The organism is Octadecabacter antarcticus 307, from assembly GCF_000155675.2.
Lineage (GTDB): Bacteria > Pseudomonadota > Alphaproteobacteria > Rhodobacterales > Rhodobacteraceae > Octadecabacter > Octadecabacter antarcticus.
Window position 1 is genome coordinate 1,196,241 of the sequence record NC_020911.1, and the last position, 21,188, is coordinate 1,217,428.

At 57.1% G+C, this 21,188-nt stretch carries 22 protein-coding genes; 18 read left to right on the forward strand and 4 right to left on the reverse strand.

All coding sequences use genetic code 11. The features are described from left to right. Positions 1-35: 35 nt before the first annotated feature. The gene (mraY, locus tag OAN307_RS06065; RefSeq protein WP_015498933.1) at positions 36-1,118 is read left to right on the forward strand and encodes a phospho-N-acetylmuramoyl-pentapeptide-transferase; all 1,083 of its coding nucleotides are present in this window, start codon (positions 36-38) and stop codon (positions 1,116-1,118) included. Between the two features lie 99 nt (positions 1,119-1,217). Here mraY and OAN307_RS06070 read toward each other — a convergent pair whose 3' ends face one another. Continuing rightward, positions 1,218-1,625: a SpoIIAA family protein gene (locus tag OAN307_RS06070; protein ID WP_015498934.1), complete on the reverse strand. Its 408-nt coding sequence runs from the start codon at positions 1,623-1,625 to the stop codon at positions 1,218-1,220. Positions 1,626-1,866: 241 nt separating this feature from the next. Here OAN307_RS06070 and OAN307_RS06075 point away from each other — a divergent pair, with 241 nt between their 5' ends. After that, a complete protein-coding gene (locus OAN307_RS06075) occupies positions 1,867-2,277 on the forward strand; it encodes a hypothetical protein (RefSeq protein WP_015498935.1) in 411 nt (136 codons plus the stop codon). On the opposite strand, the gene OAN307_RS27755 is transcribed toward OAN307_RS06075, so the two are convergent. Then, positions 2,274-2,456, reverse strand: coding sequence for a hypothetical protein (locus tag OAN307_RS27755; RefSeq protein ID WP_144055511.1), 183 nt, complete (start codon positions 2,454-2,456; stop codon positions 2,274-2,276). The genes OAN307_RS06075 and OAN307_RS27755 overlap by 4 nt on opposite strands. 15 nt (positions 2,457-2,471) lie before the next feature. Between OAN307_RS27755 and OAN307_RS06085 the strand changes: the two genes are divergently transcribed. Continuing rightward, a complete protein-coding gene (locus OAN307_RS06085) occupies positions 2,472-3,260 on the forward strand; it encodes a tetratricopeptide repeat protein (protein ID WP_144055512.1) in 789 nt (262 codons plus the stop codon). Between the two features lie 189 nt (positions 3,261-3,449). Then, positions 3,450-4,847: a UDP-N-acetylmuramoyl-L-alanine--D-glutamate ligase gene (gene murD, locus OAN307_RS06090; RefSeq protein WP_015498937.1), complete on the forward strand. Its 1,398-nt coding sequence runs from the start codon at positions 3,450-3,452 to the stop codon at positions 4,845-4,847. An 8-nt stretch (positions 4,848-4,855) separates the two neighbouring features. On the opposite strand, the gene OAN307_RS06095 is transcribed toward murD, so the two are convergent. After that, entirely contained in the window at positions 4,856-5,458 is a 603-nt protein-coding gene (locus OAN307_RS06095; RefSeq protein WP_015498938.1) for a class I SAM-dependent methyltransferase, read from the reverse strand. After that, positions 5,455-6,639, reverse strand: coding sequence for a BaiN/RdsA family NAD(P)/FAD-dependent oxidoreductase (locus tag OAN307_RS06100; protein WP_044043304.1), 1,185 nt, complete (start codon positions 6,637-6,639; stop codon positions 5,455-5,457). The genes OAN307_RS06095 and OAN307_RS06100 overlap by 4 nt, the downstream gene beginning before the upstream one ends. A 140-nt stretch (positions 6,640-6,779) precedes the next feature. Here OAN307_RS06100 and ftsW point away from each other — a divergent pair, with 140 nt between their 5' ends. The 14 genes from ftsW to recN all read left to right on the forward strand — a co-directional run bounded on the left by ftsW (position 6,780) and on the right by recN (position 21,169). Next, the gene (gene ftsW, locus OAN307_RS06105; RefSeq protein WP_015498940.1) at positions 6,780-7,946 is read left to right on the forward strand and encodes a putative lipid II flippase FtsW; all 1,167 of its coding nucleotides are present in this window, start codon (positions 6,780-6,782) and stop codon (positions 7,944-7,946) included. Positions 7,947-7,949: 3 nt separating this feature from the next. Further along, entirely contained in the window at positions 7,950-9,044 is a 1,095-nt protein-coding gene (gene murG, locus OAN307_RS06110) for an undecaprenyldiphospho-muramoylpentapeptide beta-N-acetylglucosaminyltransferase (RefSeq protein ID WP_015498941.1), read from the forward strand. Between the two features lie 47 nt (positions 9,045-9,091). Further along, the gene (gene murC, locus OAN307_RS06115) at positions 9,092-10,489 is read left to right on the forward strand and encodes a UDP-N-acetylmuramate--L-alanine ligase (protein WP_187292548.1); all 1,398 of its coding nucleotides are present in this window, start codon (positions 9,092-9,094) and stop codon (positions 10,487-10,489) included. Continuing rightward, positions 10,486-10,710 (forward strand): hypothetical protein, encoded by a 225-nt coding sequence (locus OAN307_RS06120; RefSeq protein ID WP_044043306.1) that lies wholly within the window; start codon positions 10,486-10,488, stop codon positions 10,708-10,710. The genes murC and OAN307_RS06120 overlap by 4 nt, the downstream gene beginning before the upstream one ends. Before the next feature lie 103 nt (positions 10,711-10,813). Further along, the gene (locus OAN307_RS06125) at positions 10,814-11,068 is read left to right on the forward strand and encodes a DUF2484 family protein (RefSeq protein WP_015498944.1); all 255 of its coding nucleotides are present in this window, start codon (positions 10,814-10,816) and stop codon (positions 11,066-11,068) included. Then, positions 11,065-11,316 (forward strand): DUF2484 family protein, encoded by a 252-nt coding sequence (locus tag OAN307_RS06130; RefSeq protein WP_015498945.1) that lies wholly within the window; start codon positions 11,065-11,067, stop codon positions 11,314-11,316. The genes OAN307_RS06125 and OAN307_RS06130 overlap by 4 nt, the downstream gene beginning before the upstream one ends. Before the next feature lie 59 nt (positions 11,317-11,375). Continuing rightward, positions 11,376-12,311, forward strand: a complete 936-nt coding sequence (gene murB / locus OAN307_RS06135; protein WP_015498946.1) for a UDP-N-acetylmuramate dehydrogenase — start codon at positions 11,376-11,378, stop codon at positions 12,309-12,311. 121 nt (positions 12,312-12,432) lie between these two features. Next, the gene (locus tag OAN307_RS06140; protein WP_015498947.1) at positions 12,433-13,365 is read left to right on the forward strand and encodes a D-alanine--D-alanine ligase; all 933 of its coding nucleotides are present in this window, start codon (positions 12,433-12,435) and stop codon (positions 13,363-13,365) included. Next, positions 13,353-14,237, forward strand: a complete 885-nt coding sequence (locus OAN307_RS06145) for a cell division protein FtsQ/DivIB (RefSeq protein ID WP_015498948.1) — start codon at positions 13,353-13,355, stop codon at positions 14,235-14,237. Before OAN307_RS06140 ends, OAN307_RS06145 begins: the two co-directional genes overlap by 13 nt. 11 nt (positions 14,238-14,248) lie before the next feature. Beyond that, positions 14,249-15,595 carry a cell division protein FtsA gene (gene ftsA / locus OAN307_RS06150; protein ID WP_015498949.1) on the forward strand — a complete coding sequence of 449 codons (1,347 nt, stop codon included), beginning with the start codon at positions 14,249-14,251 and terminating at the stop codon, positions 15,593-15,595. Positions 15,596-15,771: 176 nt separating this feature from the next. Next, positions 15,772-17,361 carry a cell division protein FtsZ gene (gene ftsZ / locus OAN307_RS06155; RefSeq protein ID WP_015498950.1) on the forward strand — a complete coding sequence of 530 codons (1,590 nt, stop codon included), beginning with the start codon at positions 15,772-15,774 and terminating at the stop codon, positions 17,359-17,361. A gap of 214 nt (positions 17,362-17,575) precedes the next feature. Beyond that, positions 17,576-18,496 (forward strand): UDP-3-O-acyl-N-acetylglucosamine deacetylase, encoded by a 921-nt coding sequence (gene lpxC / locus OAN307_RS06160; RefSeq protein ID WP_015498951.1) that lies wholly within the window; start codon positions 17,576-17,578, stop codon positions 18,494-18,496. A 159-nt stretch (positions 18,497-18,655) separates the two neighbouring features. After that, positions 18,656-19,510: an outer membrane protein assembly factor BamD gene (locus OAN307_RS06165; protein WP_015498952.1), complete on the forward strand. Its 855-nt coding sequence runs from the start codon at positions 18,656-18,658 to the stop codon at positions 19,508-19,510. A 9-nt stretch (positions 19,511-19,519) separates the two neighbouring features. Beyond that, positions 19,520-21,169, forward strand: coding sequence for a DNA repair protein RecN (gene recN / locus OAN307_RS06170; RefSeq protein ID WP_015498953.1), 1,650 nt, complete (start codon positions 19,520-19,522; stop codon positions 21,167-21,169). The last annotated feature ends 19 nt before the right edge of the window (positions 21,170-21,188 follow it).

Here is a 21,188-nt window from a genome sequence, read left to right on the forward strand (position 1 = left end):
CACGATCTAGTGATTGAGCGACGGGATTTAAGCATATGTTGTATTGGCTAACGGCACTCTCGGATGGCGGCGACATCTTCAACCTGTTTCGCTACATCACATTTCGCGCTGGTGGCGCGTTCCTGACGGCGTTGATTTTTGGTTTTGTCTTCGGCCCGTCGTTGATCCGCGTGCTGCGCGCGCGCCAAGGCAAAGGCCAGCCAATCCGCGATGATGGCCCTGAATCGCATTTCGCCAAAGCAGGCACACCGACCATGGGTGGGCTGCTGATCGTCGGCGCATTGCTGACCTCCACACTACTCTGGGCGCGCCTTGATAACCCCTTCATCTGGATGGTTTTATTCGTCACAATGTCTTTCGCCCTGATCGGGTTCGCCGATGATTATGCCAAAGTCTCCAAACAAACGACCGCTGGGGTCTCAGGTCGCTTGCGCCTCATTCTTGGCTTTGTCATCGCGGGCATCGCCGCCTACTGGGCCGCGCAATACCACCCCGCCGAACTGCAAAACCAACTGGCATTGCCGGTCTTCAAGGACACGCTGATCAACCTCGGCGTGCTGTTCATCCCGTTTTCTATGATTGTGATCGTGGGGGCCGCCAACGCCGTCAACTTGACCGATGGCCTTGACGGGCTGGCCATCATGCCCGTGATGATTGCCGCTGGTACCTTCGCCATCATCGCCTATTTCGTCGGCCGCACTGACTTTACCGCTGAACTCGGCCTGCATTACGTCGCCGGAACCGGTGAACTCGCGATCTTTGCGGCAGGGCTTATCGGCGGCGGCCTTGGCTTTTTGTGGCACAATGCGCCGCCCGCCGCCGTCTTTATGGGCGACACCGGATCACTGGCCCTTGGCGGCGCGCTCGGCGCAATCGCAGTGGCCACAAAACACGAAATCGTCCTCGCCATCGTTGGCGGTCTTTTCGTGTTCGAGGCGATGTCGGTGATCATCCAGGTCCTCTACTTCAAACGCACCGGAAAACGCGTCTTCCTCATGGCCCCGATCCATCACCACTATGAGAAAAAGGGCTGGTCCGAGCCGCAGATCGTCATCCGCTTCTGGATCGTGTCCCTGATCTTGGCAGTAATTGGGCTCGCCACACTAAAAGTGCGTTAATCCCCGCGAAACGTCAGTTTTGCGGAGTGCGCGGCAGCGAATGGCAAAGCCAATCGCCGAGCAAACACCCTGTCCAGCCAGACGCTAAACTCTCCCCACCTAAACCGGCATATCTCCCCCGAAATCATCCTCCTTGTCCGCAAAGCGTGCCAACCACGCCTCGGCCTTGGCCTCATCCGCCATGTCAAAACACTTGATCTCCAGTCCCGGGATCAACGCGCCTTCAATTCTGGCCGCCGTTTGCAACCAGCCGATGTCGGTCAGCACCGCGCAGCGGCTAAAGTGTTTGATCAGGGAAAACAGCTTTGGCAGGCGCATCATCTCAGCCGCCAGCGCGCCGCCCGTTGGCATTGAAAACGACGGTATTTTATACATCATAACGCCGTTGCTGATGTCCTGTGATGCCTCAAACAGTTCATCAAGCCCTGCGGCCATCATATCACTGTCAAGGATCGCGCTCAGTTCAATATCAACGCGGTTCGGGCCAGTCTTATGGATCAATAACATAGGGTGTCCTCTCACATGGGTTACACCGCTACCCTACACCTATCTCGCCCGCGCCACACTAATCTAGCGCAAACTGCGGCTTTACCGATCCTGCCGCTTTATCCGCCCGAAACCTGCTGCGCGCTTGGACCTCGGGCTGGGCAATCAAACAGAACGCGCGATCTCGCGGCCCATCTACCGTTTCGCCCCTTTTCAACCGTGGGTTACACGGTAAGGTGCCAATGAGAAGCGGAGTGATTTGATGATGTGGGCAACGATACTGGCTGGCCTTGAGACGTATTCTGCTGAAATAGCATCCGTTACGGGAATTGGAGTGCTGCTCGGTTGGGTGTTTAAGCCTTGGCGTAAATCGAAGAAGACAGACCTGTCGGATGAAACCATTGAAAAAATCGCCCCAGCCCAAGTCAAAGACGGCACAACGCTCACAGTCCCAGAATTCATCCGCCTGCGCCGCGAACTCAAAGCCGACCTAGAAGACGAACTCACCCGCGCCGACGAAACCGAAAAGACCCGACTCCGCGCCCGCATCACCGAACTCGAATCCCAAATCGCCAATCCAGACGCAGCGCTTGCAGAGCTACAAAAATTATCAAAGATCTACGCGCCGAACTTAAAGGGTCCTCGAATGATCCAAAATTCGTTGCTGCGCTAAAAGCTTTTGAAGAGGGTCGATTTGTAAACGCCGACGGCATCTTCGCAGAAATCGAAGCCCGCAATGACCTCGCCGTCCAAGAATCCGCCCGCGCCGCATTCGGTCGCGGCGAAGTGGCCGAAGCCGAGTTGCGATGGGCAGACGCCGCAGACCACTACGTCAAATCTGCCAGACTCCATGAAACCTTTGCCGCCTTGCGCAAAGCCAGCGAATTTCTCGGGCGGGCTGGGCGCTACACTGATGCCCATAAACACAGCAGCGATCTTGTGATCTTCGCAAAGGCGAATGAGCCGCAAGAGCATATAGCAAACGCGTTAAATGAGAACGCTGTCCATCTGAAGGCAATGGGTCAATACGCCGAGGCTGAAAAGCTCTTCCGTCAAGCGCTCGACATTAACCGCGCCACGATTGGGGAGGCGCATCCGAACTATGCAATCGGCCTTAACAACCTCGCGATGGTGGTTAAGGCGCAGGTGCGATTGGATGAGGCTGAAACGCTCTTGCGCCAAGCGCTCGACATTACCCGCGCCACGATTGGGGATGGGCATCCGGACTATGCAATCCGCCTCAACAACCTCGCGGGGGTGGTTAAGGCGCAGGGGCGGTTGGACGAGGCTGAACCGCTCTTCCGCCAAGCGCTCGACATTGACCGCGCCACGATTGGGGAGGCGCATCCGGACTATGCAATCCGCCTCAACAACCTCGCGGGGGTGATTCAGGCGCAGGGGCGATTGGCGGAGGCTGAAACGCTCTTCCGTCAAGCGCTCGACATCGACCGCGCCACGATTGGGGACGGGCATCCGGACTATGCGACCCACCTTCACAACCTCGCTGTGTTATTGGTCAAACTGGATCGGCCGGAGGAGGCACGGCCGATGTTTGTGCAAGCCTTGGCAATCTTCCAAGCGATCCTGCCTGCGGATCATCCAAACATCGCTGGCGTCGAAAACCACATCGCCAATCTCCCCCCCGCCGCCAATTAACCTTTCCCATCAAATCCAGCCATACACACACCCGCCGTGTACCGCCTGTGTACGCGTGGTGTACGCTGTATGCCTTTGCCCAAATTCCGTTAACCTATCTTGCGCAACGCGGTGTAAAACGCCATTAATCGCCCAACAACAGGGCAAGATTCAGGGCCAAATTCAGGGCCAAATTTAGGGACGTAAATCATGATTCCAGTACAGGGTTTTTCCGGTAAAACCGTCGCCGTTTTGGGGCTGGGGCGGTCCGGTCTGGCGGCTGTCGCGGCCTTGCAAGCTGGCGGCGCAAACGTGGTCGTTTGGGATGATGCTCCGGATGCCGAAACCAAGGCGGGCGATGCCGGTGTGACGCTGAAAGACCTCACAAAACACGGCGCTTTCAAGGACATAGCCTGCCTCATCACCTCCCCCGGTATTGCGCATCTTTACCCCGCGCCGCACCCCGCAATTGCGCGCGCCATGGCCGAAGGCTGCCCTGTGGACAATGATATCGGTCTGTTTTTTCGCAGTTTCGCGACGTCCGAATGGGATGAATTTGACAGCATCCCCAAGGTCATTGCCGTCACCGGATCCAACGGCAAATCCACCACGTCCGCGCTGATCTATCACATCCTCGAACACGCTGGCCGACCCGTCCAGCTGGGCGGCAACATTGGACGCGGCGTTCTCGACCTCGACGAAGCCCACGACGGCGAAGTTATTGTATTAGAATTAAGCAGTTACCAGATCGACCTCGCCCGCGCACTGACGCCGGACGTCGCCGTTTTCACCAACCTAACCCCCGATCACCTAGACCGCCACGCAGGCCACGGCGGCTACTTCGCCGCCAAGCGCCGCCTGTTTGCCGAAGGCGGCCCCGACCGCGCGGTGATTGGTGTCGATGAAGCGGAAGGCCACTATATCGCCAATCAACTGTCCGAGGGGCCGAGCGATGATCGCGTGATCCGCGTGTCGTCTGGGCAAAAACTTGATGGTATCGGTTGGTCCGTGTTCGCGCGCAAAAGATTCCTGAACGAATATCGCAAGGGGCGGCAGGTCGGATCGATTGATCTGCGCGCCATCGCTGGATTGCCTGGGGTGCACAACCACCAGAACGCTTGTGCTGCTTACGCCGCGTGTCGGGCGTTGGGGATCGGGCCGCGCGTGATCGAGGCCGCGCTGATCAGTTTCAAAGGGTTGCCGCACCGCAGCCAGTTGATCGCGGAACATGCTGGCGTGCGGTTTGTGAACGACAGCAAAGCGACAAATGTGGATGCAGCGGCAAAGGCATTGGCGGCGTTCGACAAGGTGCGCTGGATCTGTGGTGGCTTGGAAAAAGACGGTGGGTTGGATGCCTTGCTGCCCGCACCAACGGTCGTAAAGGCCTACGTGATCGGGCGTGAGGCAGCGGCGTTTGCGATGAAGCTCAAGGGGCTGGATGTTGAGGTCTGCGGTGATATGGCAACAGCGGTGACACAGGCCGCGGCGGACGCGCAGGCGGGCGAAACAGTACTGTTAGCCCCCGCTGCCGCGTCTTTTGATCAATACGATAATTTTGAGCGACGTGGTGATGATTTTGCGGCCTGCGTGGCCGGATTAAATGATTAGCGCGCAGTTCATCCAACCATAAAAATGTCATAGCGCGTTGATTTTCCAAGTATTTGATGGGAACAGGCCCGCCCTACATTGATTGGATCAGCCTTCGAGGGCCATTTGAGAACCACGCGATTTCGCGCACACCCAAGTGCCAGACGCACCAGATCAGCGGCATCTTCGTCCGTTCCGACGATCGCGCGCACTTGGCGCAGTTCGCGTTTTACCAGTGCCGAATTTTTGCGAGGTGGATGCATGGGATCAATTAGAACAGCCTCGCCCGCAAGATCCGGCAGCAGGTCTTTCGCATCGCCTTTCAGTAGCGTCATGCGGCCAATTATTTCGCGAAATTCGCCACCCTCTGCCAAGGCGCGGGCCATGCCATCCGCCAGCAAAGCGTGCATTATATCCGAGCGTTCAATCATCACGACCTGCGCGCCCAGCGACGCCAGCAGAAACGCGTCGCGCCCCAAACCAGCCGTGGCATCGACAATCATCGGTGTCTTGCCAGCCCGCAGCCCCATGGCTTTGGCCAATGCCTGTCCGCGTCCACCGCCAAATCGCAGGCGATGGGCGACAGCTCCGCTGACAAAATCGACCCGCAATTCTGCCGCCGCTTTGGTCATGGCGCACCCGTCGCAATCGCCATGCCTGCGGCATAACCGGACGACCACGCCCATTGGAAATTATACCCCCCAAGCCAGCCTGTGACGTCGACCGCTTCGCCGATGAAATACAGGTGCGGTGTGGCTTTGGATTGCATGGTTTTAGACGATAATTCGTTGGTATTCACGCCGCCAACAGTGACTTCGGCGGTGCGGTAGCCTTCGGTGCCGGATGGTTTGAGGGACCAGTTTTGCAGGGACGCGGCGAGGTCGGCGATGCGCGCATCCGCCAGATCACCGACGTTTCCTGTTAGGTCCAGTTCGCCGCCCAGAAAGTCCACAAGACGCGCGGGGAGGTGCACTGCGAGAGCGGTTGTGAGCGCCTTTCGCCCGTCTTGCGCGCGCTGGGTTTTCAGCGCAGCGGTGATGTCAAAATCGGGCGCGAGCGCGACCCGCACGTCTTCGCCCATCTGCCAATAACTCGACGCTTGCAGCACGGCGGGGCCCGACAGCCCGCGGTGGGTAAACAGCAAGGATTCATCAAAAGTTGCGCCGTCTGCCGTGATTAAACGCGCAGGCGTGGCGGTGCCCGCAATCGGTTTGAATCTATCGTCCGAAAACGTGAACGGCACGAGGGCAGGGCGCGTGTCGGTAACGGCCAGCCCGAATTGTTCTGCGATTTCATAGGCTAGTCCGGTCGCGCCCATTTTTGGAATGGATTTGCCGCCCGTCGCAACCACCAGATTGTCAGCTTGTACCAGTGTGACCTGTCCAAGGCGTTTCAGGGCAACGTGGAAGTGTGTGCCATCGTGGCGAATAGTGCCGACCTCGGTTTGCAACCACAAATCAGCTGTCGGTGCGATCTCAGCCAGCAACATCGCGATGATGTCTTTGGCTGATGTATCGCAAAACAATTGGCCCAGCGTTTTTTCATGCCATGCGATGCCGTGACGATCCACGAGGTCAATGAAATCCCATTGGGTGTAGCGCGCCAGCGCGGATTTCGCGAAATGCGGATTCTGGCTGATAAAGTTGGTGGGCGTGGTGCCAAGGTTGGTGAAATTGCAGCGCCCGCCGCCTGAAATGCGGATTTTTTCTGCCGGGGCTTTGGCGTGATCCACGACCAGCGTGTTCGGCCCCGAAAAGGCCGCGCAGTGCAGTCCGGCGGCGCCCGCGCCAAGGATAAGAGTGTTCACATGCATGCAGTTGAGGTGCCTTGAAATGACCCCTCGCGCAAGGGGGCGAAATAACGACGTCATTTCACTGGAATCGCGGGGCTTTTCACGTTACACATGGTATCAGACCCGGAAAACGGGCGTATTGAGGCAGTAAGGCAGTCGCCATGACAGAAATGGTTTTCGGAGCGATCCCTGTGCAATCAGGTGATCCTGTTCTTCCACGTTGGTGGCGAACGGTGGATAAATGGACGCTGTCCTGCGTCCTTGCATTATTTGGTATTGGATTGTTGTTGGGGCTGGCCGCGTCGCCGCCCTTGGCCGCGAAAAATGGGTTTGAGCCGTTCCACTATGTACAACGCCAAGCCGTCTTTGGGTTCATTGCTATGGTGGCATTGATCGTCACGTCGATGATGTCACCCACATTGGTGCGCAGATTGGCTGTGCTTGGCTTTGTGGCGTCTTTTATTGCGTTGATGGGCCTGCCGCTCTTTGGTACCGATTTTGGCAAAGGGGCGGTGCGGTGGTATTCGCTTGGGTTTGCATCATTGCAGCCGTCCGAATTTCTTAAGCCTGGATTTGTTGTTGTGGCCGCATGGTTTATGGCTGCGAGCCAAGACGTTGGTGGACCACCCGGTAAGACATACTCGCTAATCTTGACGCTTGTGATCGTGTTGTTCTTGGCGATGCAGCCGGACTTTGGTCAATCCGCACTGTTCCTGTTTGGCTGGGGGGTCATGTATTTTGTCGCCGGCGCGCCGATCCTGGTGCTGGTCGGTTTGGCGGGCATTGTGACCTTTGGTGGCACGCTTTTGTATTCCAATTCCGAACACTTCGCGCGTCGCATTGACGGGTTTCTGAACCCTGATATCGACCCCACCACACAGATTGGTTATGCCACAAATGCGATCCGCGAAGGTGGGTTCTTTGGCGTAGGAGTCGGTGAAGGGCAGGTGAAATGGTCGCTTCCCGACGCCCACACGGATTTCATTATCGCAGTGGCGGCAGAAGAATACGGTCTGATCTGTGTGTTGGCGGTGATCACGTTGTATTCGATTGTTGTTGTGCGATCCCTGATACGCCTGATGAAAGAACGTGACCCGTTCATCCGGCTGGCGGGCTGCGGTTTGGCCTGTATGGTCGGGGTTCAGGCGATGATCAACATGGGCGTGGCTGTCCGACTTTTGCCTGCCAAAGGTATGACGTTGCCGTTCATAAGCTATGGCGGTTCATCTGTTATCGCGTCCGGCATTGCGGTTGGCATGCTGCTGGCGTTCACGCGCACGCGTCCACAGGGCCAGATCGGTGATATCTTGCTGCGGCGGGGGCGGTAGACGATGGCTGATCCACTTCTGATTATCGCGGCGGGCGGCACGGGCGGGCATATGTTTCCGGCGCAGGCCTTGGCAGAGGCGATGTTGGCGCGCGGATGGCGGGTGAAACTGTCGACCGATAGTCGTGGTGCGCAATATATTGGTGGCTTCCCCCATAGGGTAGAAATCGAACAGGTCAGATCGGCGACGTTCGCGCGTGGTGGTTTGCAGGCGAAACTAGCGGCGCCGTTTACCATTGTGGGCGGCATTTTTTCGGCGATTTTCAAGATGCTGCGTGACAGGCCTGCGGTTGTTATCGGCTTTGGCGGCTACCCGACCATTCCGGCGATGTCTGCTGCTTGGATTCTGCGCAGACCAAGGATGATCCATGAACAAAACGGCGTGCTTGGCCGCGTGAACCAGATATTTTCCAAACGGGTCGACAAAGTCGCCTGTGGCACGTGGCCAACCATTATGCCCGAAGGTGTAACAGGTGTGCCGGTCGGAAACCCTGTTCGCAGTGCGATCCTTGAACGCGCGGGGGCAGGCTATATTGCACCCGGTGATTACCCGATGTCGATCCTTGTAATGGGCGGCTCGCAGGGGGCGCGCATACTAAGCGACGTGGTCCCTCCAGCGATTTCTGCTTTACCAAGCGCCATTCGCCGCAATATCCGCGTCAGCCATCAGGCCCGCAGCGAAGACCTTGACCGTGTGGCACAATATTATGCTGACGAAGGCATTCCCGCCGATGTGCAGACGTTTTTCAATGACGTGCCGACCCGCATGTCCGAAGCGCAACTGGTGATCGCCCGGGCGGGCGCGTCGTCCATTGCAGATCTCAGCGTCATTGGTCGCCCGTCGATACTTGTGCCCTATGCGTTGGCCGCGGCGGATCATCAGACAGCGAATGCCCAGCAATTGGTTTCTGCGGGGGCCGCGATCATGATTGCAGAGGAAAACCTGCATGTTGAAAGCCTGTCAGAGCAAATTGCGGCTGTATTGGATGACCCCAAAGCGGCGCTAAAAATGTCACTTGCCGCACTTGGCTGTGGCAAACCTGACGCGACAGAAACGCTTGTTGCTATGACCCTGAAGTTGAGTGAGACGACACCGTAACAGCGAAGCCGAAAGAACAAGATCGACAGATGGACGGAAGCCATAGCATGAACGCAGCAACAAAAATCTCCCTCGACGTTGGCCCGATCCACTTTGTTGGTATTGGTGGCATTGGAATGTCGGGCATCGCTGAGGTGCTGTTGTCGCATGGCTACGTTGTGCAGGGGTCCGATCTGAAACAAACTCCGATTACCAAACGCCTGCAAAAGCTTGGAGCGTTTGTCTTTGAGGACCAGCGGGCCGAGAATATTGAGGACGCCGAGGTTGTCGTGATTTCCAGCGCTATCAAGCCCGGCAATCCCGAACTGGACGCGGCCCGCCAGCGTGGCCTGCCCGTCGTGCGCCGCGCGGAAATGCTGGCCGAACTGATGCGGATGAAATCCAATATTGCTGTGGCAGGAACCCACGGCAAAACCACAACGACCACAATGGTCGCGGCACTTCTGGAAGAAGGTAAGTTCAACCCGACAGTGGTGAACGGCGGCATTATCCACGCCTACGGATCAAATGCCCGTGTTGGGAGCGGCGAATGGATGGTTGTCGAAGCGGATGAGAGCGACGGCACATTTAACCGCCTGCCAGCGACCATCGCAATTGTGACCAACATTGACCCAGAACACATGGAACACTGGGGCACGATCGAAAATCTGCACGCGGGGTTTTATGATTTCGTGTCCAATATTCCGTTTTATGGGCTGGCCGTGTGCTGCACGGACGACAGCGATGTGCAAACGCTGGTTGGCAAAATCACCGACCGACGCGTTGTGACATATGGATTTAACGCGCAAGCTGACGTGCGGGCGATCAATTTGACCTACAAAAAGGGCGTCGCGCATTTTGATGTGGTTTTGCAGAACGAAGACTTAACAATCAAAGATTGCGCACTGCCGATGCCGGGCGATCACAACGTCTCCAACGCATTGTCGGCCATCGCGGTGGCGCGTTATCTGGGTATGAAGGCCGAAGAAATCCGCGCCGCATTGGCCGCGTTCAAAGGTGTTGGGCGCCGCTTTACCCGTGTGGGCGAAGTTGGCGGCGTCACCATCATCGACGATTACGGCCACCACCCGACTGAGATCTCGGCTGTGCTGAAAGCCGCACGGCAAGCGTCAGACGGGCGCATCCTTGCGGTGCACCAACCGCATCGCTACACCCGCCTGCACCATCATTTTGCGGATTTCTGCGCGTGTTTCAACGATGCCGACGTCGTCGCGATCACCGAAGTTTTTGCCGCCGGAGAGGACGTCATCGAAGGTGCGACACGTGATGATCTGGTCGCAGGCCTAATCCGTGCCGGACACCGTGATGCCCGCGCAATCACCAATGAAGCGGACCTTGTGGCGCTGGTGAAAGAACAGGCGAAACCGGGCGATATGGTCGTCTGCCTAGGTGCAGGATCAATATCGGGCTGGGCCAATGCCTTACCGGATCTGTTAAAGGCGTGACATATGAATGGTTGATCCTTGGTGCGATCCTGATCGCCGCCCTGCTGCCAATGATCAAATGGCTGCGTCGGTTTTTGTGGGCGTTTTCTACCGCGTTCGTCGTTATGATGTTGATCCACATGCAACACAATCCGGCTGAGGCGACGCTGGCTTTGGGCGCAATGAGCGGTGGTTTGATGTTTGCGCGTCCCGTGCGCCGTATGGTGCTTGGCGGGCTGTAGTGAGCAGGGTCAAATTGGCTGCGCCAATCTGACCGCAGGGGCGCTGCCCCGTCCTTCGGACTCCCCGGGATATTTATGAGACGAAGACAGACTGGAAGTCCGCATGAATTGGTTGATTATCGCTGCCATCACTTGGGTGTTTGTCGCCACTGCCACGGCGCTGTTGCCGATGCGGTGGCAGTACGGGCCGGGGATTACGTTGTTGGTGCTTGCACCAGTGCTGATTATCTGGCTTGGCCATGATTTTGGCTGGGGTTGGAGCATTGCGGCCTTGCTTGCGTTCGCATCGATGTTTCGCAACCCGCTGAAGTACATCTATGCCCGTGCACGTGGCCAAATTCCGGAGAGTTCTAAATGATCGCAGTCGGTTTGGGGTTTGGATGGCTGGTGGCCGCCAACGTGCTGGCGATGGTGCCGAGCCGCGATAACCTGTGGTCGCGGGCCTATGTTTTGATCGCGATCGGCATTCCGCTGCTGGGCTATATTACCTACACGAACGGACCGTGGATTGGCCTTTTGTTCTTGATCGCAGGATGCAGTTTGTTGCGCTGGCCATTGGTCTATTTAGCGCGTTGGCTGCGCGGTGCATTCGGTCGGACAGATTGAACGTCTGGGCCACGATGCTCTGACTTGGCAGGAGTGGTATCTCGCGCTAAACGGTTCCCATGACGTTGACTGATTTACCAATCGTGCGCGGGGTTTTGACCCCGAACCGTGACCTGTCCGATTTGACGTGGATGCGGGTTGGCGGGCCTGCAGATGTGTTGTTTCAGCCTGCGGATGAAGATGATTTGCGCAGTTTTCTGGCCGCTTTGCCTTTCGCCGTCCCGGTGTTTGTTATGGGGGTTGGGTCCAACCTGATCGTGCGCGATGGCGGGGTGCACGGCGTGGTGATCCGGCTGGGGCGCGGGTTCAATGGGATCGAGTTCGCGGATAATATCGTGCGGGCGGGGGCGGCGGCGCTAGATGCGCATGTGGCGCGTAAGGCGGCCGCACTTGGGCTGAACCTGACATTCCTGCGCACAATACCCGGGTCCATCGGTGGTGCGGTTCGGATGAACGCGGGCTGTTATGGTGACTATGTGGCTGACGTACTGCAAGACGTGCGCGTCGTGATGCGGGACGGATCGGTGCAAACGCTGGCGGTCGCTGATCTTGATCTTCAATATCGCTCATCAGCCTTGCCCGATGGTGCGGTCATCGTGTCTGCCACGCTGAAAGCCGCGCGCGAAGATGCGCAGGTCCTTGAAGACCGCATGGCTGCGCAGCTCGCCAAGCGGGATGAAACCCAACCGACCAAGGATCGCACCGCCGGCAGCACGTTTCGTAATCCGGTAGGGTTTTCCAGCACTGGACAGGCGGATGACACCCATGATCTGAAGGCGTGGAAGGTCATTGACGACGCTGGTATGCGCGGCGCCGCCCGTGGCGGTGCCGTCATGAACACCAAACATCCCAACTTTCTGACCAATGCTGGTGGTGCAACTGCCGCAGATCTGATCGGATTGGGCGAAGACGTCCGAAAAAAGGTTTACGAAACCAGTGGACTAACGCTAGAATGGGAAATTATGAGGGTTGGTGAACCGACCCCGCAAGGTTGACTGCCTTTGCATAAGCGAAAAGGTCAAAGCCCCGACAGGCAGGGGTTCGGTAAATGCGACGATTGACGACTAACAATTGTCATAAATGACGGGCCGATAAAGGTCCGCGAAAGAGGATAGCGTGTCGAGCAGGACACCTAAAACCATAGCCGTCCTGTTGGGCGGCCCGTCGAGCGAACGTGAGGTATCCCTCAGTTCGGGCAGAGAATGTGCGACCGCGTTGCGGACCGCTGGGTTTAATGTTGTCGAAATTGATGCGGGTGTGGATCTTGTTGAACAACTGAAATCGGTCAAGCCGGACGTGGTGTTCAATGCGCTGCATGGTCGCTGGTGTGAAGACGGCGTCGTGCAGGGTGTGCTGGAATGGTTGCGCATTCCCTATACCCATTCCGGCGTGTTGGCGTCGGCCATGGCAATGGACAAACAAAAAACCAAAGAAATTTACCGCGCACATGGGTTGCCATTTGTAAGCAGCGTTTTGGCAACCAAAACTGAGATCGAGGCTGCGCATGTGATGACGCCGCCCTATGTGGTGAAACCCTACGACGAAGGTTCAAGCGTTGGTATTTATTTGGTGATGGAGGGCGACAGGCCACCCGAATTGGCTGCTGATTTGCCAGACCTGATGATGGTCGAAGTTTATGCGCCAGGTCGAGAGTTGACGACTGCTGTATTGGGTGCGGGGGCCGAATATTCCGAAAGTCGCGCGCTGACCGTCACCGATATCGTGGTTGATGGCTGGTATGATTACGCTGCGAAGTACGAGATTGGTGGGTCAACCCATACGATCCCCGCGAATCTGCCGGACGACATTTCGCGGGCTTGCATGGACTATGCAGTTAGGGCGCATGATGTCCTTGGTTGTCGTGGGTTAAGCCGCACAGATTACCGTTGGGACGAAAGCCGTGGCCTTGACGGGTTGATCCTGCTGGAAACCAATACCCAACCGGGCATGACGCCGACATCTCTGGCGCCAGAACAGGCTGCGTTTTGTGGCATCAGCTTTCCTGATTTGATGACTTGGATGATAGAGGACGCATCATGCAACCGCTAAGGGCACAACGACTAAAAGCGCGCCACCGCGATCCTGCGCCGTCACGTTGGGGCTATCGCTACCAACGTCTGATGCTGACGCCAGGCTTTCGAAAACTGCTTAAAGTCGGCGTGCCGTTATTGGTTGTCACGGGTCTGGTCGCGGGGTGGACAGCGCGCGAGCCGAACCGCCAAATGATCGCAGACGCCTATTACACCACCAAAACCCGCATTCAGCAGCGTGACGAATTCATGGTCAAAGTCATGACCGTTGATGGTGCAGACGACACGCTTTCTAGTGATATCCGTATGGTGCTGCCGTTGGAATTCCCAACGTCTAACTTCGATCTCGACCTCGAAGAGATGCGCCAGATTGTCGCCGCGTTGCCTGCCGTCGCTGATGCGACGTTGCGGGTGCGGCCTGGTGGCATATTGCAGGTCCAAGTCACACAGCGCATCCCCGTTGCGGTGTTTCGTGCCCCCGCTGGATTGAAATTGATCGATGCGAGCGGTGTTCTGGTCCAAAACATCATTCTGCGTGCGGATCGATCCGATTTGCCGCTGGTCACAGGGGATGGTGCGCGCAAAGCATTGACTGAAGGGCTTGAGATTTACGCCCGCGCAGGCCCTCTGGCACCGCGCATGCGCGGTGTTGTTCGCATGGGCGAACGCCGTTGGGATGTGATCCTAGACAGCGGACAGCGCATTCTGTTGCCAACAACGAATCCCGTCGCGGCGTTCGAACGCGTCGTCGCCTTGAATCAAACGCAGGACTTGCTGGAACGGGATGTGGCAGTCGTCGACATGCGCCACCCCGCCCGCCCGACAATTCGATTGAATGAACAGGCCTTGGCAAATCTGCGCCAAATCAACGCCGAACAAGAACAAGAATAGGTGTGTAAAACATGAGAGATCTGTACCAATCCCAACGCGCCATGCGCAACATGCGCCAAGCGGCGATGCAGCGCGGCGTCATTGCGATCCTCGATGTGGGCAGTTCAAAAATTGCCTGCCTTGTGCTGCGTTTTGATGGGCCCGAACAGTTTGGCGCCAAGGAGAGTGGTGGCGACGGGGTTGGGTCCATGGCGGGGCAATCGTCATTCCGTGTGATTGGTGCCGCGACGACCCGTTCGCGCGGGGTCAGATTTGGTGAAGTCGAGGCCATGGCCGAAACCGAACGCGCCGTGCGCACTGCGGTGCAAGCTGCGCAGAAAATGGCGAACGTGCGTGTCGATCATGTGATTGCGTGTCTGTCGGGCGGGCGCCCACGGTCTTACGGGCTGGAAGGGCAAGTCGATGTGCACGGGCAGGTTGTGACCGAAGGTGATATTGGCCGCGTGCTGGCCGAATGTGAGGTTCCCGATATTGGCGAAGGGCGCGAAGTTTTGCACGCGCAGCCGATCAACTTCGCACTTGATCACCGCTCCGGCCTTGCCGATCCGCGTGGGCAAATCGGTGCTGCGCTGACCACCGACATGCACCTTATGACCGTTGAAGCCAGCATTATCGAAAACCTTCTCTATTGTATCAAGCGCTGCGATCTCGAATTGGCTGGCATCGCGTCATCGGCCTATGCGTCCGGCATTTCATCGCTGGTGGAGGACGAACAAGAACTGGGTGCTGCCTGCATTGATATGGGGGGCGGATCGACGGGGATTTCCATCTTCATGCGCAAACATATGATTTATTCGGATTCTGTACGCATGGGCGGCGATCACGTTACGTCCGACATTTCCATGGGCCTACAAGTTGCCCCCGCGATGGCGGAACGGATCAAAACATTCTACGGCGGCGTTCTGGCCACTGGCATGGACGACCGCGAGATGATAGAAATTGGCAGCGACACTGGTGATTGGGAACGTGACCGCCGTACTGTGTCACGCGCCGAACTGATCGGCATTATGCGACCCCGAGTCGAAGAAATTCTTGAAGAAGTGCGCGTCCGTTTGGACGTGGCGGGTTTTGAACACCTGCCAAGCCAGCAGATTGTTTTGACTGGCGGTGGTAGCCAGATCCCGGGCCTTGATGGTTTGGCGACCAAAATCCTCGGCCAGCAGGTTCGGCTGGGTCGTCCGTTGCGTGTGCAAGGTTTGCCACAGGCCGCGACGGGGGCCGCTTTTTCAGCTGCGGTGGGGCTCAGCCTCTTTGCGGCACATCCACAAGACGAATGGTGGGACTTCGATATCCCCGCCGAAAAATACCCAGCGCGATCGTTCAAACGAGCGGTTCGCTGGTTCCGAGAGAACTGGTAATACGCAATATTTCGCTGATCACGCTACATGCGGCGGAAAATCACTGAAACAGGCCCACATTTTGCGCCTTTTTCGCAGTTTCTTCGTGACCACCATGGCAACTGTCGTTAGGATCATGGAAACACTACGATAAGAACGCTCGTTGGGACGGGCCAACAATACAGGCGGACAGCACAATGACATTGAACCTTTCCATGCCCGGGCAGGACGAACTAAAGCCACGCATCACCGTATTCGGTGTTGGGGGCGCCGGCGGTAACGCCGTAAACAACATGATCGAGCAGCAGCTTGAAGGTGTTGAATTCGTTGTCGCCAACACGGACGCGCAGGCGCTCCAGCAATCGCGTTCACCCGCAAAAATCCAAATGGGTGTCAAAGTCACCGAAGGTTTGGGTGCCGGCGCGCGTGCAACCATCGGTGCCGCTGCTGCCGAGGAAAGCATCGAACAGATTGTTGACCACCTCGCTGGCGCGCACATGTGTTTCATCACCGCAGGCATGGGCGGAGGCACCGGAACCGGTGCGGCCCCGATTATCGCACAAGCTGCCCGCGAACTTGGTGTACTTACCGTTGGCGTCGTGACCAAGCCGTTCCAGTTTGAGGGCGGCAAGCGCATGAAGCAAGCGGATGATGGCATCGAGGCATTGCAGAAGGTCGTTGACACGCTGATTATCATTCCAAACCAGAATCTCTTCCGTCTGGCCAACGAAAACACGACCTTCACCGAAGCTTTTGCGCTTGCGGATGACGTTCTTTATCAAGGCGTTAAAGGTGTCACTGATCTGATGGTCCGTCCTGGTCTTATCAATCTCGACTTTGCAGACGTGCGCGCTGTGATGGACGAAATGGGGAAAGCCATGATGGGTACGGGCGAAGCAGAAGGCGCAGATCGCGCTGTTCAGGCCGCCGAGAAAGCCATCGCAAACCCCCTGCTCGACGAAATCTCGCTCGAGGGCGCACGTGGCGTGTTGATCAACATCACGGGTGGCTACGACCTAACGTTGTTCGAACTCGACGAAGCTGCAAACAAAATCCGCGAAAAGGTCGACCCGGAGGCGAATATCATCGTCGGGTCCACGCTGGATACAAGCATGGAAGGCAAGATGCGCGTGTCTGTTGTGGCCACTGGCATCGATGCGGCAATTAAAACCAACGATATGCCGGTTCCACGCCGCCCAATGTCTGCGCCTTTGACGCAACACGTATCTGCTGAAACGCGGATCGATGAATCTGTTGTCGCAGCACCAATTGCTGCCGAAGTTGCAGCGCAGGCTGCGCCTGAACCGACGTTGTTTGACGAAACAGGCGCCGCGAAACCGCAGGAGCCTATTTTTAAGGAGCGAACGTTTGACGCCCCTGCTGCTGCAGCCGCAGCCGGTTCCGATTTGCCACCAGCCGCCTATCAGCCGCGTCAGGAAGTGGAGATCGAAGCAGCATCCGATGCGTTCGTGGCCCCGCAGCGCCCTGCAATTGGCACGCCGTCGCAAGAAACGCTTGATCGTCTGCGCACAGCCGCAGCACGCAGCATGCCTGCAGCTGCACCTGTCGCAGAACCGATGGAGTCCGAAGAGGATGCAAAGCCACGCATGGGTGGGCTTAATAGTCTGATCAACCGCATGACCGGTCACAACGAAGGCCACGCCAGAGAACGCCCGCAGCCCCCCGTCGCATCATTGCGCGAAGAGGGACCTGCTCCGACAACGCAAGCCGATGCCGATCAAGAGCGGATCGAAATTCCGGCCTTCTTGCGTCGTCAAGCGAACTGAATTTGATCTGACGTCGGGTCACGATTTATCTAAAGGGGCTGCCTTCGGGCGGCCCTTTTTCACTCCATAACAGGAGCTTGCTGCGCTGCGGCGTAACAAGTCGGCAGTATTGTGCCGGATTGTTACGCCCATGTTTCAGACCGTTGCAAAGCGTGTGTTGAGAGAATGCACACAACGTCTTAAGTAATTCACAGCGAATTTGAGGAAAAGAAACTTGCAGACGACGATTGACACTACTGTGGCATTTGAAGGCGTAGGGCTCCATCTTGGGCAGCCCATGTCTGTCATTGTGCGACCTGCGCCTGCGGATCATGGGATCGTCTTTCGCCGCACGGATGTTGAAGCTAGCAAGGCCGACGTCCCTGCGCTTTGGCACCGCGTCACTGTCTCTCCGTTAAACACGCGGATACAAAACGCTGCTGGAACGTCTGTTTCCACCATTGAGCACATCATGGCAGCGCTCGCTGGATGCGGTTTGCACAACGCACTGATTGAGGTGACGGGGCCAGAGGTTCCTATCCTTGACGGGTCCGCGGCGCAATTCGTCGAAGGTTTCCTGCGCGCTGGCATCCGCCATCTGAACGCGCCACTGCGTGTGATTGAAGTGCGCAAGTCGGTTGTCGTAAAAGTGGGTGATGCGCAAGCACGGCTAGATACGGCAGATACACTGCACATTCGGTTCGAAATTGATTTCACGGATCGCGCGATCGGCCATCAGAAAAAAACTTTGAATATGTCCAACGGCGCGTTCGTACGGGAACTGAGCAACAGCCGCACCTTCTGTCGCTCGTCCGACGTTGACGCGATGCGCGCGCAGGGCTTGGGTCTTGGCGGCACGCTTGAAAACGCAGTCGTGGTGGATGGTGCGGACGTCCTCAGCCCCGGGGGGTTGCGCCACAAGGATGAGGCGGTGCGCCATAAAATGCTGGACGCGCTTGGCGATTTGTATACCGCAGGCGCGCCGATTTTGGGCTGCTATACGGGGTCCAAGGCGGGCCATGCGGTTACCAATGCATTGCTGCGTGCGCTGTTTGCAGACCCTGATGCTTGGGGTTGGCGCGATGCCGACGTTGCAATTACGGCACGTCTGCCAGGTGTTGGACTACGTTGGACCGACCTGCCAGTCGTTGCGTAGTCGAGGCCTAAATGGTGCAGATTATCGGCTCTAATACCAGAGCAGCCATCAAACCTGCGCTACCGCACGCAAAAGGCATTTTGCACCCTAAATTTGTGTGCTAGACCAATTCCAATCGAAGCTGGTCTTCGAACAATTATCGTGAGCGGGGGCGCCTACATGTCAGGCCGCAGCAGAATCTGCAGAATTCGAAATGGTCTGGCCACAGGCGTGATTTCGCTTGGCCTATTGGCGGGCTGTAATTCATTTGACAGCCGCGCGGCGGGGGCGCTTGACACGTTTTCCGCACAGCAAATTTTTGAACGCGGTGAATTTGAGCTTGAAAGTGGGCAAGCCGACGATGCGGCGTTTTTCTTTGGCGAAATCGAACGCCTTTATCCGTATTCTGAATGGGCGAAACGCGCGTTGATTATGCAGGCGTTTTCCTATCATCGTGACACAGATTACCCTAATTCTCGCGCCGCCGCGCAGCGCTATATCGACTTCTATCCGGTCGACGAAGACGCTGCCTATGCACAGTATTTACTGGCCCTGAGCTACTACGACCAGATAGATGAAATTGGCCGCGATCAGGGCCTGACGTTCCAAGCATTGCAGGCTTTGCGCGTTGTGATTGAACGCTATCCTGACAGCGAATATGCGCAGTCTTCAGTGTTGAAATTCGACCTTGCCTTTGATCACCTTGCCGCGAAAGAGATGGAAATTGGGCGTTATTATCTAAAACGGGATCACTTCGCAGCCTCTATCAACCGATTCCGCATCGTCGTGGAAGATTTCCAAACCACGTCCCACACGCCAGAAGCTTTGCATCGCTTGGTCGAAAGTTATCTGTCACTTGGCCTAGTTGAAGAAGCCCAAACCGCGGGTGCGATCCTCGGATTTAATTACCAGTCAACCGAATGGTACGAGGACAGTTTTGTGCTGCTCACTGGGCAGGGGCTTGAGCCGAGATCAATCGGGGACAATTGGTTGTCCGCCGTCTATCGTCAGATGGTTCGCGGCGAATGGCTCTAGGCGGGCAACATGCTCCGCAGCCTTGATATTCGTGACATGCTCATCATCGACCGGCTGGAACTTGCGTTTCAACCGGGCCTAAATGTGCTGACGGGTGAAACTGGCGCAGGTAAGTCTATCTTGTTGGATTCGCTGGGCTTTGTTCTTGGTTGGCGGGGCCGCGCAGAACTGGTGAGGCAGGGTGCTGATCAGGGTGAGGTCATCGCAGAGTTTGATTTGGCTGAAAATCACGCCGCGTGGGATGTGCTGCGCGAGGCCGGATTCAGGTATGATGACGCGCTGATTTTGCGACGGATCAATGGCCGCGATGGGCGCAAAACCGCTTGGATAAATGATCGACGGGTGAGTGGCGACATTTTGCGTGCGGTGTCCGAAACACTGGTTGAATTGCACGGACAGCACGATGATCACGGGTTGCTGAATCCGCGTGGGCACCGGGTTCTTCTCGATGACTTTGGTAATCTGGCGCCGCGTTTGGCCGCAGTCCGCGCCACTTGGAAAGATCTATCAGCGGCCAAAAAGACACTTGCAGCGGCAGAAATGCGCGTCGCAGAATTAGAGGCCGAGGAAGAGTTTTTGCGCCATTCTGTTGCGGAACTTGATGGGTTATCGCCAAGCGCTGGTGAGGATGCGGAACTCGATAAACAGCGCCGAAAAATGCAGGCAGCCGAAAAGATCGGTGAGGATATTCATAAAGCATATCAATCGCTTGGAATAAACGGGGCTGAAGGCCAGCTTGGCGATGCGATGCGCTGGTTGGGCGATGCGGCGGGGCAAGCGGACGGCACGTTGGAAGCGCCGTTGGCTGCCCTAGAGCGGGCGATGATTGAGCTTGGTGAGGCGCAGTCAGGTGTAGAAACCTGCATAGCGGAACTCGCGTTCAATCCCCATGATCTTGAGCAAGCCGAAGAGCGCCTTTTTGCGATCCGTGGTCTTGCCCGCAAGCACAATGTTTTGCCGGATGAACTGGGCCCTTTTGCGGACTCCCTGCGTGGCCGGCTGGGAGCGTTGGATCGTAGTGCGTCCGATCTTGCCGACCTACGGGCGGTACTGGCAACTGCGCAGGCGATGTATGATGCAGCGGCTGGCAGTTTAAGCGATGCGCGGCGCAAGTGGGCCACGAAGCTGGACAAGGCGATGGCCAAGGAACTGGCACCGCTTAAGATGGAACGCGCTGTTTTTGCTACTGAAATCACGTCTGCGGATGCGGGGCCTGACGGCGCTGATACGGTGTCTTTTACTGTTGCCACAAACCCCGGCGCACCGGCTGGACCGATCGGTAAAATCGCATCTGGTGGTGAATTGAGCCGTTTTTTGCTGGCATTGAAAGTCTGTCTTACGGCGACGGAGTCGGGCCTGACATTGATTTTTGATGAGATTGATCGCGGCGTTGGCGGTGCGACGGCGGATGCCGTCGGGCGCCGTCTGTCGCAATTGGCGTCACAAGGGCAGGTCTTGGTTGTGACCCACAGCCCGCAGGTTGCGGCCTTGGGTGATCATCATTGGCGTGTTGAAAAGCGCCAGACAAAAGACGCGACGCTGTCGACGGTTGTTGGCCTTGTTGGCACGGATCGTGTCGATGAAATCGCCCGCATGTTAAGTGGGGATCGCATCACAGATGAGGCCCGCGCAGCGGCGATTGCGCTGCTGCCGGTCTAATCAACGGGTTCGCGCATGT

Coding starts and splice junctions, on each gene's coding strand:
- OAN307_RS06145 (WP_015498948.1), top strand. CDS start 13,353: ATGCAACCGCTAAGGGCACAACGACTAAAAGCGCGCCACCGCGATCCT.
- ftsW (WP_015498940.1), top strand. CDS start 6,780: ATGACAGAAATGGTTTTCGGAGCGATCCCTGTGCAATCAGGTGATCCT.
- OAN307_RS06130 (WP_015498945.1), top strand. CDS start 11,065: ATGATCGCAGTCGGTTTGGGGTTTGGATGGCTGGTGGCCGCCAACGTG.
- OAN307_RS06125 (WP_015498944.1), top strand. CDS start 10,814: ATGAATTGGTTGATTATCGCTGCCATCACTTGGGTGTTTGTCGCCACT.
- OAN307_RS06100 (WP_044043304.1), bottom strand. CDS start 6,639: ATGCATGTGAACACTCTTATCCTTGGCGCGGGCGCCGCCGGACTGCAC.
- mraY (WP_015498933.1), top strand. CDS start 36: ATGTTGTATTGGCTAACGGCACTCTCGGATGGCGGCGACATCTTCAAC.
- ftsZ (WP_015498950.1), top strand. CDS start 15,772: ATGACATTGAACCTTTCCATGCCCGGGCAGGACGAACTAAAGCCACGC.
- OAN307_RS06165 (WP_015498952.1), top strand. CDS start 18,656: ATGTCAGGCCGCAGCAGAATCTGCAGAATTCGAAATGGTCTGGCCACA.
- ftsA (WP_015498949.1), top strand. CDS start 14,249: ATGAGAGATCTGTACCAATCCCAACGCGCCATGCGCAACATGCGCCAA.
- murC (WP_187292548.1), top strand. CDS start 9,092: ATGAACGCAGCAACAAAAATCTCCCTCGACGTTGGCCCGATCCACTTT.
- recN (WP_015498953.1), top strand. CDS start 19,520: ATGCTCCGCAGCCTTGATATTCGTGACATGCTCATCATCGACCGGCTG.
- OAN307_RS06095 (WP_015498938.1), bottom strand. CDS start 5,458: ATGACCAAAGCGGCGGCAGAATTGCGGGTCGATTTTGTCAGCGGAGCT.
- OAN307_RS06070 (WP_015498934.1), bottom strand. CDS start 1,625: ATGTTATTGATCCATAAGACTGGCCCGAACCGCGTTGATATTGAACTG.
- OAN307_RS06075 (WP_015498935.1), top strand. CDS start 1,867: ATGATGTGGGCAACGATACTGGCTGGCCTTGAGACGTATTCTGCTGAA.
- OAN307_RS27755 (WP_144055511.1), bottom strand. CDS start 2,456: ATGGAGTCTGGCAGATTTGACGTAGTGGTCTGCGGCGTCTGCCCATCG.
- murD (WP_015498937.1), top strand. CDS start 3,450: ATGATTCCAGTACAGGGTTTTTCCGGTAAAACCGTCGCCGTTTTGGGG.
- murB (WP_015498946.1), top strand. CDS start 11,376: ATGACGTTGACTGATTTACCAATCGTGCGCGGGGTTTTGACCCCGAAC.
- murG (WP_015498941.1), top strand. CDS start 7,950: ATGGCTGATCCACTTCTGATTATCGCGGCGGGCGGCACGGGCGGGCAT.